The organism is Anabaena lutea FACHB-196 (assembly GCF_014698305.1).
Taxonomy (GTDB): domain Bacteria; phylum Cyanobacteriota; class Cyanobacteriia; order Cyanobacteriales; family Nostocaceae; genus Anabaena; species Anabaena lutea.
On sequence record NZ_JACJST010000006.1, the window covers coordinates 111,642 to 124,268 of the forward strand.

Consider the following 12,627-nt stretch of genomic DNA (forward strand, 5'->3'; position numbering starts at 1 on the left):
GCCTTTTTGCTGTTAAAGATAATTGGTTTAGTTGGGTTTATTCCCATTATTCATTAGCTATTACCTAATTACCAGTCTCAAAAAGAGCTTTGTTTTGCAACCAATCTTTACCCACCTGAATACTAATATCTGAGCCGATATTACCAGTACTTTCTACCCGCACTTCTCCAAATCCCAAGATATTACGAATTGATTCAGCGCTGTCGCTGTCTCCTTGTTGGGCAATAATGTGAGTAGTTTCTAGAGGTTCACCCCAGGATTTAGAGATAAAGACGTTGCGATATCCGGCTTTTTCCAACGCTGCAATTAAGGGACGAATCTGAGAGCGATTCCTAGGTCGCGCTTCGCTATCGCCATCAGTACTATCCTGAATTGCTACACGCAAACTAGCAGGATCAGTGATTTGTGATTCAAGTGATGACGATTCTAAACCAAAATTCTGAATCATTACTTTCCTGATCGCTCGTTTCTGTGGTATCCAATAACTGGCATCATACTCACCATTCTCACTAAAACGACCAGGCAACATTAACATTTGCATATTAGAGCGATTAGTTCGTGAACCAAAACCGACTAATGCCACTAATTCTTCAACTGTTAAGTTAGTGTCAATATTATCTTTAACAGTATTAAGAATTTCAGGTAATCGAGTGAGTGTCGTTGGGTTAAGACTCTGTTCAATTAAAGCACGTAATACCATTTGCTGGCGCTGAATCCGGCCAATATCGCCCAGTTCATCATGACGAAAGCGAAGTAATTGTAATGCTTGATCGCCTTGGAGATGCTGTTTACCTGCCTTTAAATTAATATATAAATGTTGGGAATCATCCTTATATTTCATATCTTTGGGAACGTAGACACTCACCCCACCCAACGCATCAATTAGCTTACCAACTCCCAAAACATTAATGCGGACATAACGATCAATCCCCACTCCACCCAGGAGATTACTTGCAGTTTTAGCAGTTAAAGCAGGACCTCCATCCACATTAGCGGCGTTAATTTTTTTCACTCCATGCCCTTCTATTTCTGTCCGGGTATCTCTGGGAATGGAAAGCATGACGATTTTTTTGGTCTCTGGATCAAATTTGATCAACAGCATGACATCAGCAAGACCGTCAAAGGAATTGACTTGGGGTAAATAACTGAGTGCTTTGCTATCAGATGGGGGATTCTGCACATCTGGGGGCAGTACACTCATACCCATAACTAAGATATTCACAGGGCGAGTTAATTGAGAAAATTGGAATCCATTACCAGAAATGCGATCGCCATCAAATACTGCCGCCTCCTTTGCAGTCAACTGGGCTTGCTGCAAAGGCGTACTGTCCCAAGAAACTGCTAACAATGCCCCCGCCATTCCTGACACCATGGCAATCCCGCTCATCCCCACCGCAAACCATAGCCAACGCCCAGATTTTGACTTACGAAAGTTTTTGCCCCTGGATTTGGTTTTCGCTGATTTGTTATTTTCTGCTGATGTTCTTTGACTAGTCACAAACTTCCTCACACTGACTGAATAAAATACCCTAAATGTGCAGACTCTATATAATATGTGGACAAATCAAACCATAATAGCTAACTCAGAATTCACCATGTTGACTTTTTTGCGAGGGTAGAAACTACAAGACCTATAGCGGTCTTTCTGGATATTTGTTGCTAATCCGGAGATGTTTATTGAAGTATGGCAATAATAAACCACATTTGACCAAAGCTGGTGGCAGATTAACTGTAAAGTCGTGTATCTTGAGTAAAAATCATCACAAGCTTCTCAACTAATCAAAATTAAAATTTAGTACTTACGTAGCATTCGTTCGGCTAAATTGCTAAATCCTGGTAATCTGTAAGACTTCCCTTGGATGAGACGAAAAATTAACCAAACACTCACTAAAAAGTAACCAGATGTAAAAAAGCTGTTAAGGATTAATAACCGCAGTGTAAAAAAATCTGAAGTTGCTGCCCCAGTCATTAAAAATAAGTACCCTAACATCCATGTAAAACTTAAAGTAATGGACAGGCGGCTCACTGCCAGTTGTTCCCTGCTACCCTGGCGACGATAGAGAGTCCATAGAGAGGGAAAAAAGCCGAGAACTGGAATCAAATATAAAAACAGCAGCCTTTTAGAGGTGGCCGTGTCTTCAGAATTTGAGTAATTTTCAATTGGTGGTAGATTGTCCATAGTGGTTAGTCTAATCTTAAAGAAGGAAAGGAGCAGTCCAGAATGCCTTTGGGTTTGGGTTTTAACCCCTTGTTTGGGTTTTTTACCATAACGTTAGATGGTCAAAGAGTCCAGAAAATTCCCTGAGGATAACTTCCACGAAGTAGCACTCCTGAATTTCTGTACTATCTAGATAAACTAGGGAAATGAATCACATTCATATAGTTAGAGATAATAGTCTGTAAAGAAGAATTCAACTTAGTTCTATCCCGCAATCAGCTGAAAATGCAGACACGCAAGCTACTCGACTGGTGGCAAACACTTACACCAATAGCGCGAATCGGGGCGATCGCGCTCTTCACTCCGTTACTATTTCTCAATGGTTGGGCTATCTCGGCAATTTTCAATTATTTCCATTCTTTGATAGTCATTTTAGTCGGAGCCTCAGTTTTAGCATTTCTGCTCAACTACCCGGTGAGTTGGATGGAACGCCACGGTGCTAGACGAGAACAAGTTGCTATCTTAGTATTTTTATTAGCTTTATCCATTTTATTAGCGCTGGGTGTCACCCTCTTTCCTCTAGCACTTACCCAAGCCCAACAACTGGTAGCCCGCTTACCAGAATTGATTGACTCGGGGCGATCGCAGTTAATGATTCTCAACGAAAAAGCCGAAAGCATGGGCTTACCGATAAACCTTGATGCGATCGTCGTCCAAATTAACGATCGCGTCAAGGGTCAATTGCAAGCCATCGCCGGACAAGTTTTAAATCTGGCTGTAGTCACCTTCACCAGCTTGTTAGACTTCCTGCTAACAATGGTTTTGACTTTCTATCTATTACAGCACGGCGGAGAACTCTGGCAAAGCTTAGTCGAATGGCTACCTTCTAAATTTCGTGACCCTTTTTCGAGAACAGTACGCCTGAGCTTTCAAAATTTCTTTATCACCCAATTAATTTTATCTACCTGTATGGCCTCTGCCCTCATTCCCACATTTTTGTGGCTGAAGGTACCATTTGGGCTACTATTTGGCTTGACTATTGGCCTGATGGCTCTTGTTCCCTTTGGCGGTTCTGTGGGTATCGCCTTGACAACTTTGTTGGTTTCTTTACAAGATTTTGGGATGGGGACGAAAGTCTTATTAGCCGCAGTTATCGTGCAGCAAATTCTCGAAAATATCATTGCACCCCGTATTTTAGGGAGTTTTACAGGTTTAAATCCTGTTTGGATACTAATTTCGGTGTTGACAGGTGCGAGAATTGGCGGACTTTTGGGCGTAATTGTGGCGGTTCCTTGTGCTGTCGTTATTAAGACAGTTATTAGCGCCATCCGTCCTCCCGTCATGAGTATCGATACAGAAGATTCCTGTTCAGGGGAAATAGTTGCACCCATGACATCAGAAGCATCTACCCAAACTCAAGCTCAAAATTCCCTCAGCGTTTCGGAAGCAACTTTACCCTAAGCAATTCAAAATTCAAAATTTAAGCAGGAGAAAACTACTGTTGATTGTTCTCATTTGACAACAGAGACTCAGAACTAGGTAGACGAGATTTAGTCATTAAATTGTTTGTACTATCAACTTGGGAACACCCCAATACACCCAACAACACAACACTAGCTGCGGCTAAAACGTAGCGTCTACCTAGACTAACACCGTAACGTCTTTGTAAGAAATTTTCTTGTACATCTCTAAACTTCTGCCCGGTCATCTGCTACCTCATTTGTGGTTTCATCTGTCTATCAAGTTAGACGTTCATCATATGTCAGATGTTCACTATCGCATTTGTCGGCAGATAAACAGTTCCTGGTTACAGTTTTGGTAACAGCTAAAAAACGCCCAATACATCTGTCTGAAATGGCTTACGTCTCCCGTCAGGGATACAGGATTGACAGGATTTAAGGATTTGCAGGATGAAAATTCTATCAACAAAATTCATATCCCCGACTTCTTCAGTAAATCGGGGATTTTATTGTTGCTAATTTATTACAAGATAGTTCTTCCTTATCGATTTTAGCATAACACATCTAAAACTCAATGTCAACACTTCTCTTCCTCTTTAAGCGTCAAGTTAACATTCAAATCAGTTGTCTGAATCAGGATGAACAGGATTTAAGGATGAACAGGATGAAAATAATTCGTAGTAGGTGTAGGGTGGGTATAGCCCTGCGGGCATGGCTAAGTGCAAAGCACACGCTGTGCGAACGCTAAAGCGAAAGCGTAACCCACCAAAATTATCAACCACCTATTAACTAAACAAGAAATTACCACCAAACAGGTTGACATTCACGCTCGCACTATTAAAGCCAGATGTACCTGATAAAAAGGTAATAAATTTCTAATCTTCATCCTGCAAATCCTTAAATCCTGTAAATCCTGATTCAGACAATTTCCTAAATTTCTAATCTTCATCCTGTAAATCTTGTAAATCCTGATTCAGACAACAAATAATTCAGATAAAAGCTGCTGTATTAATTTGCGGGTACAGTCCACCAAGCTAAAGCATAGGGTTGACTGGCTTCATTTACTTGTTGCCGAAACTGCACCCGAATTTTATAATTCCCAGTAGCAGGAACTGGGCAAAAAATATGTTCTGTACTATCAATTTCGCTAATTGATGAACAAATAGTACCAGAGTCTGAATTTTTAGCATCAGCTTTTACTAAGTAGAGATCAAGATTATTTAATCCCCTATCTTGAAAATTTTCATCGACATCATATTGTTGATTATTATTTTTATCTTCTAATTCAACTAACCGATCCCAAGTTAAGGTAATAGCGACAAAACTATTCTGTTTTAAAGGTTTTGCTAACTCATATTCTTTAGATGAATTAGCATTAATTGTGCTATAATTCCAACCAATGGCGGGGATAGATTCTGAAGATTGCCATTGACCAGGACTAAACTGTTGATAAGCACGAAAAGCATTTAGATGACCTGCTCCCATTTGAGCATCCAACGGAATTTTGATATCTTTGTTAGCATCTGAAGCTAACCAATCTTGATTTTGTTTATCAATCAATGTCCGGGTCATTCCTAAGCGCAAACCATCACCGTTATCTTGGATTTTGTCTGCGGAATTCATTAATACAGCTTTCATGACTTGATGATGCCGGGAATCAATGCTCCAATGAGGTTGTTTTGTTCTTAACTGGCGGTCAGCAAATTCCTGTAATAAAGCAACAGTCGCTGTAACATGAGGTGCGGCAAAACTTGTACCAGTAGATTTATTCAACTTGCCATCAGGATTAAGTAAAGGAATATTACTACCAGGTGCAACCAAACCTATAGCCGTGCGTCCATCAATATTAAACTCCTTCCCTACTAGACGGCCGGCCACTCCTTGGTTTTTACCTGCCAGATTAGAAACATCGACTTTATTAAAAATTCCCCCTTTCCGGGATGAAAAAGCGACGTTGACTCCGTTAAAATTATCTGTAGGAATGGGAATCCCGCCTTTGCCTTGATTGCCTGCGATCGCATACAGCACATTATGAACACGGCTAGACCAGTCAATACATAAAGTGAGTAAAGCTTTACCATCCAAAATAGCTTCTGGTCTGGGGTCACGATTGAGAGGTTCGCCAAAACTGAAGTTAATAGCGCGAACATCCCCACCGTTTTGTAATGCTATATGTTGCGCTGATAAACACTCTTCTGGTTGACCCATATTTTTTGTAGAACCGACAGCAGAAGAATATAATCGCGCTTCTGGAGACACTCCCGGCCAGGCTTTATCTTTACTCACCATCACAGCAGCAACATTATAAGCATGGGGGTCAACACCGCTATTTGACTTAGCTGGTGCATTACGTAAAAATACAGCCACTGGAGTTAAAGCCCGGTTTTTAGATACTGCTTTATCCCAACCAAACATTCCTGGCCGCCCAATTTCAACTTGACCAATGGCAATTTTTCGACCAGCTAAATTGTAGGGAGATTGATGTAGTTTCAGCGCATCAATACCATTAATTCCCAAAGAACTACCAAACTTGATAGCAGCCAATACCGGCAAACTCAAACAGGAAACACCCAAACCCCAAATTACCCAAGTTAGTTTTTTGTTCATAGTCACCTCTTCCCCAATTACCAATTACCAAAAAGTCCATATTTTGTTACAATGCTTACAGACGAGGACGCTTAAAAACCCACCAGCCATGACCCAAAACTCATCTCAAAAGCCTATAGTTATCGCTCCATCTATCCTATCAGCCGATTTTAGTCGGTTAGGTGACGACATTCGCGCCGTAGACAAAGCCGGAGCAGATTGGATTCACGTTGATGTAATGGACGGTCGTTTTGTACCTAATATTACGATAGGTCCCCTGATTGTAGAGGCGATTCGTCCAGTCACAACCAAGCCTCTGGATGTCCACTTGATGATTGTGGAACCAGAAAAGTATGTAGAAGGTTTTGCTAAGGCTGGTGCTGATATTATTTCCGTACACGCAGAACACAACGCTTCCCCTCACCTGCACCGCACCCTCGGACAAATCAGAGAACTCGGTAAGAAAGCTGGAGTTGTACTCAATCCGGGTACACCTTTAGAGTTAATTGAATATGTCCTAGAATTGTGCGATTTAGTGCTAATTATGAGCGTTAACCCCGGTTTTGGTGGTCAAAGCTTCATTCCTAGCGTAATTCCTAAAATCCGCAAGTTGCGTCAAATGTGCGATGAACGCGGTTTAGATCCTTGGATTGAAGTTGACGGAGGACTCAAAGCTAATAATACTTGGCAAGTTTTGGAAGCAGGAGCTAATGCTATTGTAGCGGGTTCTGCTGTATTCAATGCTCCTGATTATGCTGAGGCGATTCACAATATCCGTAACAGCAAGCGTCCGACTCCAGAATTAGCTGCTGTTTAATTTAAAACTGCTAATTAAGTAAAACTTAAATCCTCGATTTCTTTGGGAAGTCGGGGATTTATTTTACAGCACTTCCTGCTGCTATGAAGTACAGATATAGAATTAATATTTGATTTTTGAAATATACGTAGAGTGGGCATTGCCCACCCTACACTACTTAACATTTTTCAAAAATCAAATATTATTCCTATACTAGGGATGCTATTAGCACAGACAAAGCGATCGCTAACCGTTCCATAGCTAATCTTAATTAAGGAAATTTTCTTTTATTTTTTAATCATTGGTGTAGCAATTGCCCAGGTGGTTAGGACATAAACTAATGATAAGACTGAGATCCAAATATGCTTTCAACCCTGTCAAGAGTCACCTGCTATATCTTTGCTATCTTCTACAGCTTGCTCCAAAATTTCCGCAGGAAATAGACCTACGCGATGAGCATCAGCAGCAATTTTATGAGGATCTAAACTACCTTTAGGTAAATAAACTAATTCTCTTAAAGGTGTCACCATTGGATCATCAGTGACTTTGTAAGGTAATCTTCCCATTGCCACATTATCAAGGTTTAATTGGTGGCGTTCATAAACAGAAAGTTCATATTCTTCAGTAAAGGAAATGCAGTTGGTTGGGCAAAATTCTACACAGTTACCACAGAAAATACAAACTCCAAAATCAATACTGTAATGATTGAGTTTTTTCTTCTTGGCTGCTTGGTCAAATTCCCAATCTACTACTGGTAAGTTGATCGGACAAACGCGAACACAAACTTCACAAGCAATACATTTATCAAATTCAAAATGAATCCGTCCTCGAAAGCGTTCCGAGGGAATGAGTTTTTCATAAGGATATTGAACAGTTATGGGACGACGGCTCATGTGGTCGAAAGTTACTGATAGTCCTTGTCCAATGTATCGACCGGCTTGGACGCTATTTTGGACGTAATCACCAATTTGTTTGAGAAAGTTAAACATGAGAAATCTAAGTTTCACCAAAAATACAATACCTGCACGGTAATAGCTGCTGTTAGTTGTAACTTCTACCAATTGGCGGAATTGATAGTTATCTAAGGTTAATTTTTTTGGCGGCAATGATTTGTAAATTAAATCTATCTTCAGAATGATGTAGTAATTAGCAAAGGTTTGGACTATGTGGACTATGGCAATATAAAGCCAACCCAAAAAGCAGACAATATTGAGTTAATTGGGCAACAAAAGTAACCGAATATAGTGAGAAAACCGTATTCATTACAGAAGCTGAAGGTGTACAACAGAAGACGTAGAAATCACGGATTCATGAGAGTTTAATATAGTTTCTGCATCAGTCCTTAAGAAAAACTACTTCTATGAATCAAAAACACGAAAATCATAAGGTGATCACTGATAAAAACCGACAATCTCCCTTAGTCCGTAATGGTTTTATCTTCATTTTTTCGGTTATTTTGTTTGTGGCTGCAATTTATTACGGAATTATTAATCCGTAGTGTTATAGGAACAGATTTTCTTTCAACTGTGTCAAAATTCACCTGTCCCCTATCACCTGCTATATCTTATGAAAAATATTTTTAATCTTTATTTATTCCCCTGGTGTGATGGAAGTATCAGTAGTTAAATTCTTAATTACTCCTATAAACCAGAATTGCATTGATATTTGAAAAGGATGTGATGACAATACATGGCAAAAAGATATCCAAAATTTAGCCAAGATCTCGCACAAGATCCAACGACAAGGCGGCTCTGGTATGCGATGGCTCAAGGTAATGATTTTGAAGTCCATGATGACATAACTGAAGAAAATCTTTACCAAAAGATTTTTGCTACTCATTTCGGTCATGTGGCAATCATTTTTCTCTGGGCTTCTAGTCTTTTGTTTCACGTTGCTTGGCAAGGGAATTTTGAACAGTGGATTAAAGATCCTCTGCATATTCGCCCTATTGCCCATGCAATTTGGGACCCTCACTTCGGGAAACCAGCTATAGAATCTTTTAGTCAAGCTGGTGCAAACAATCCAGTTAACATTGCTTATTCTGGTGTCTACCACTGGTGGTACACAATTGGGATGCGAACAAACAGTGAACTTTATATAGGTTCAGTGTTTCTATTATTGTTAGCAGCATTGTTTTTGTTTGCTGGTTGGTTACATCTGCAACCTAAATTCCGCCCTAGTTTGGCTTGGTTTAAAAGTGCTGAACCTCGACTCAACCACCATTTAGCAGGTTTATTTGGTGTCAGTGCTTTGGCTTGGACTGGCCATTTGATTCACGTTGCTATTCCCGAATCTCGTGGTATTCATGTTGGCTGGGATAACTTTCTGACTACTTTGCCTCACCCAGCTGGGTTGACTCCTTTCTGGATGGGTAACTGGGGTGTCTATGCCCAAAATCCAGATACATTAAATCATGTGTTTGGGACTTCTCAAGGTTCTGGAACGGCAATTTTGACTTTTGTGGGTGGTTTCCATCCGCAAACAGAGTCGCTGTGGTTGACGGATATGGCGCATCACCATTTAGCGATCGCTGTTATTTTCATTATTGCCGGTCATATGTACCGCACTAACTTCGGGATTGGTCATAGTATCAAGGAAATGCTCAATGCCAAAAATTTCTTTGGTATCCAAACCGAAGGTCAATTTAACCTCCCCCACCAAGGACTGTACGACACCTATAACAACTCTCTCCACTTCCAGTTGAGTCTGCACCTAGCGGCTTTGGGAACTGCTGCTTCTCTGGTGGCACAGCATATGTATTCGTTGCCGCCTTATGCTTTTATCGCCAAGGATTACACAACCCAAGCGGCGCTATATACTCACCATCAGTACATTGCTGGGTTTTTGATGATTGGCGCATTTGCCCATGCGGGGATTTTCTGGGTGCGGGATTATGACCCAGAGACAAACAAAGGTAATGTCCTGGAACGGGTTCTTCAGCATAAAGAAGCGATAATCTCTCACCTAAGTTGGGTGTCGCTCTTTTTGGGATTCCATACACTGGGGTTATACGTCCACAATGACGTTGTAGTTGCCTTTGGTACGCCTGAAAAGCAAATTTTGATTGAGCCGGTGTTTGCTCAATTTATCCAAGCTGCTCACGGTAAATTGCTCTATGGTATGGATACATTGTTATCTAATCCAGATAGTATTGCCTATACAGCTTGGCCAAACCACGGTAACGTCTGGCTACCAGGTTGGTTAGATGCGATTAACTCCGGTACTAATTCGCTGTTTTTGACCATTGGCCCTGGGGACTTTTTGGTGCATCATGCGATCGCTCTCGGCCTGCACACCACTACACTAATTTGTGTGAAAGGTGCATTAGATGCCCGTGGTACTAAGTTGATGCCCGATAAAAAAGACTTCGGCTACAACTTCCCCTGTGATGGTCCAGGTCGTGGTGGCACTTGTCAAACTTCTTCTTGGCAACAGACCTTTTACCTCGCCTTTTTCTGGATGTTAAATCTTCTCGGTTGGGTAACATTCTACTGGCACTGGAAGCATTTAGGCATTTGGCAAGGTAACGTTGCCCAATTCAACGAAAATTCCACATACCTGATGGGCTGGTTCCGTGATTATCTGTGGGCTAACTCTGCACAATTAATCAATGGTTATAACCCCTACGGTACAAGTAACCTCTCTGTTTGGGCTTGGATGTTCTTGTTTGGACACCTAGTTTGGGCAACAGGTTTCATGTTCTTAATTAGCTGGCGTGGTTACTGGCAAGAGTTGATTGAAACTCTGGTATGGGCGCACGAACGCACTCCCTTGGCAAACTTAGTTTACTGGAAGGATAAACCAGTAGCTATGTCTATCGTCCAAGGTTGGTTAGTGGGTTTAATTCACTTCACAGTTGGTTATGTCCTCACCTATGCCGCATTCCTCATAGCCGCAACCGCCGGTAAATTCGGATGAAATTTTTAAGAGTTCCTCTGACCTTTTTGTAATATTCCTCCTCTAACTGCAAAGGATTGAGGGGGAATTTTTTTGAACAAAAAATAAATTTTTCTTCTTTCTGTCTGCTTTGGTAATTTTTGAATTTCTTTAACTGAATACTGACGATAAAACTTTAAATCTTGAATAAATATAAGTAAGTACCCACGCAAAATTAATTGTACAACATATTGATTGAAAATAAAAATGTCTGTAAGAATTCAGGAGTCAGGAGTCAGAATGCTTATGAAATGAAGAATAGATAGAAGTGAGATTTTATCAAAATCATCAAAGTTGACTAAAAAAGCCTTTATTCTCATGACTTGGAGTATTCTCTATCCTGAATACTTACAAATGTCTGTATTCCTTACCTGTTCCCTATTCCCTGTTACCTCTCCTAACTAAGGAGTCAGGAGACGCTTCGCAGACCTATGGCTTACGCCACGCTGCGCTATCGGTTCAGGAGTAAAACCCTCTTGTAGTGGGAGTTTCATTATCAATTGATGTCCTAACCACCCTGTCCACGGCTATAACTATAAGATATATTTTGCACGACTACTTATTTGTAAGATGGGTAAGCTGATATAATTTAGTATAAATTGTATTTAAATATAATACCGCTTAAGGAAATGCCAACTTAATTATTTAATGCTAGTACCGCTTTCTCGGAATTAAAAATTAACAAATAAAAATTAAAAAAGTAGATTAAACAGACTTTTTCAGTATTTTTAATGGTTGCTTAACTTACGCCGTGTTGTACTAGACATTCTCGGAAATTAGTATTTGCAAACAGCGATCACTCTTAGTCCTGTAATAAAAACTGAAAATTATTGTTATGAGTTCCATTAATAAAATAGATTAAAAAGTATTCAAGCATGGCGAAGAAAAGATAAAAAGAATCGGTATCTAAGCAATTCACAAAAAATTTTACTATATCAAATTTTGAAAAAACTTATGCAGTATCTAAAGAAAGTTCGTATAAGTATTATAACGAATTTAAAGAAAATATTGAGATGTTATAAAAGTAAAATGTGAAAATAATACCAATATTAGGAGAGTGAAAAATCAAGAACCACTTTTCTGCCCTAAGTAACGATAATTTCGAGATCAGAGTTTAGGGTGAGCAATACCCACCCTACAACCCTACATTATTACTTCCGACTACCCAACCATTTAGCAGCTGCAATACCGATAATTCCTGCCACAACAGGATTACTGAAGAACTTGAGAATACCAGGTTGCTCCGCTAACACTTCACGGAAAATATCGGGGTGATTGTGATAAGCAAAGGATGCAAGTTTACTTACATCATCAGCAGTCATGCGATTAGAGTTATGAGTAGAGAGAGACAACTGTTGTTCTAAACGTTTTTCGTCGAACCCTCTGGTTTTTAATTGTTTGAAAAAGGCGCGTGCTACATCATCCCGTTCATTGGGTTTAATTTGAGAAATTGCCTTTTGTAATTCTGGCTCCATTTGGCTCGTAGGGATGCGTTCTGGATGTAAAGATTGGTCAAATAATTGCCGACGTTGATCTGTTGTTGTCCGTTGGGCAAAATCATCAAAAGTTTGATATTCGTTGGTTGTATCGGCGGAAATATTATCTAAAGATTCGACATCACCCTGAGCCAAATCTTTCATTATTTCCCGTTTATATTGTTCACTACTTGTCACTTTATTAATCTCCTATAT

General features: G+C 40.1%; 10 protein-coding genes. 4 read left to right on the forward strand and 6 right to left on the reverse strand.

Annotated elements, in window-relative coordinates:
* Nucleotides 1–64: 64 nt before the first annotated feature.
* Both H6G59_RS08740 and H6G59_RS08745 read right to left on the reverse strand, forming a co-directional pair.
* Nucleotides 65–1,498 (reverse strand): LCP family glycopolymer transferase, encoded by a 1,434-nt coding sequence (locus H6G59_RS08740; RefSeq protein ID WP_190713464.1) that lies wholly within the window; start codon nucleotides 1,496–1,498, stop codon nucleotides 65–67.
* Nucleotides 1,499–1,792: 294 nt separating this feature from the next.
* Complete coding sequence (locus tag H6G59_RS08745) at nucleotides 1,793–2,179, reverse strand: hypothetical protein (protein ID WP_127054764.1); 387 nt, start codon at nucleotides 2,177–2,179, stop codon at nucleotides 1,793–1,795.
* A gap of 264 nt (nucleotides 2,180–2,443) precedes the next feature.
* Here H6G59_RS08745 and H6G59_RS08750 point away from each other — a divergent pair, with 264 nt between their 5' ends.
* Nucleotides 2,444–3,619 carry an AI-2E family transporter gene (locus H6G59_RS08750; RefSeq protein WP_190713466.1) on the forward strand — a complete coding sequence of 392 codons (1,176 nt, stop codon included), beginning with the start codon at nucleotides 2,444–2,446 and terminating at the stop codon, nucleotides 3,617–3,619.
* Nucleotides 3,620–3,653: 34 nt separating this feature from the next.
* Here H6G59_RS08750 and H6G59_RS08755 read toward each other — a convergent pair whose 3' ends face one another.
* On the reverse strand, nucleotides 3,654–3,866 hold the full coding sequence (locus H6G59_RS08755; RefSeq protein WP_190713468.1) for a proteinase inhibitor I4 serpin: 213 nt from the start codon (nucleotides 3,864–3,866) through the stop codon (nucleotides 3,654–3,656).
* Between the two features lie 760 nt (nucleotides 3,867–4,626).
* Complete coding sequence (locus tag H6G59_RS08760) at nucleotides 4,627–6,225, reverse strand: S8 family serine peptidase (RefSeq protein WP_190713470.1); 1,599 nt, start codon at nucleotides 6,223–6,225, stop codon at nucleotides 4,627–4,629.
* An 88-nt stretch (nucleotides 6,226–6,313) separates the two neighbouring features.
* On the opposite strand from H6G59_RS08760, the gene rpe reads away from it, so the two are divergent.
* A complete protein-coding gene (gene rpe, locus H6G59_RS08765; protein ID WP_190713472.1) occupies nucleotides 6,314–7,021 on the forward strand; it encodes a ribulose-phosphate 3-epimerase in 708 nt (235 codons plus the stop codon).
* A gap of 356 nt (nucleotides 7,022–7,377) precedes the next feature.
* Here the strand turns inward: rpe and ndhI are convergent, their stop codons facing one another.
* On the reverse strand, nucleotides 7,378–7,989 hold the full coding sequence (ndhI, locus tag H6G59_RS08770; protein WP_190713673.1) for an NAD(P)H-quinone oxidoreductase subunit I: 612 nt from the start codon (nucleotides 7,987–7,989) through the stop codon (nucleotides 7,378–7,380).
* Nucleotides 7,990–8,360: 371 nt separating this feature from the next.
* Here ndhI and H6G59_RS08775 point away from each other — a divergent pair, with 371 nt between their 5' ends.
* Nucleotides 8,361–8,498: a hypothetical protein gene (locus H6G59_RS08775; protein ID WP_190713473.1), complete on the forward strand. Its 138-nt coding sequence runs from the start codon at nucleotides 8,361–8,363 to the stop codon at nucleotides 8,496–8,498.
* A 191-nt stretch (nucleotides 8,499–8,689) separates the two neighbouring features.
* Nucleotides 8,690–10,918: a photosystem I core protein PsaB gene (psaB, locus tag H6G59_RS08780; RefSeq protein WP_190713475.1), complete on the forward strand. Its 2,229-nt coding sequence runs from the start codon at nucleotides 8,690–8,692 to the stop codon at nucleotides 10,916–10,918.
* Nucleotides 10,919–12,087: 1,169 nt separating this feature from the next.
* Here the strand turns inward: psaB and H6G59_RS08785 are convergent.
* Complete coding sequence (locus H6G59_RS08785; RefSeq protein ID WP_190713477.1) at nucleotides 12,088–12,609, reverse strand: hypothetical protein; 522 nt, start codon at nucleotides 12,607–12,609, stop codon at nucleotides 12,088–12,090.
* Nucleotides 12,610–12,627: the final 18 nt, after the last annotated feature.

Excerpts from the sequence above, each read along its gene's own strand:
- H6G59_RS08745 (WP_127054764.1), bottom strand. The coding sequence starts at position 2,179 with ATGGACAATCTACCACCAATTGAAAATTACTCAAATTCTGAAGACACG.
- H6G59_RS08750 (WP_190713466.1), top strand. The coding sequence starts at position 2,444 with ATGCAGACACGCAAGCTACTCGACTGGTGGCAAACACTTACACCAATA.
- H6G59_RS08755 (WP_190713468.1), bottom strand. The coding sequence starts at position 3,866 with ATGACCGGGCAGAAGTTTAGAGATGTACAAGAAAATTTCTTACAAAGA.
- H6G59_RS08760 (WP_190713470.1), bottom strand. The coding sequence starts at position 6,225 with ATGAACAAAAAACTAACTTGGGTAATTTGGGGTTTGGGTGTTTCCTGT.
- rpe (WP_190713472.1), top strand. The coding sequence starts at position 6,314 with ATGACCCAAAACTCATCTCAAAAGCCTATAGTTATCGCTCCATCTATC.
- ndhI (WP_190713673.1), bottom strand. The coding sequence starts at position 7,989 with ATGTTTAACTTTCTCAAACAAATTGGTGATTACGTCCAAAATAGCGTC.
- H6G59_RS08775 (WP_190713473.1), top strand. The coding sequence starts at position 8,361 with ATGAATCAAAAACACGAAAATCATAAGGTGATCACTGATAAAAACCGA.
- psaB (WP_190713475.1), top strand. The coding sequence starts at position 8,690 with ATGGCAAAAAGATATCCAAAATTTAGCCAAGATCTCGCACAAGATCCA.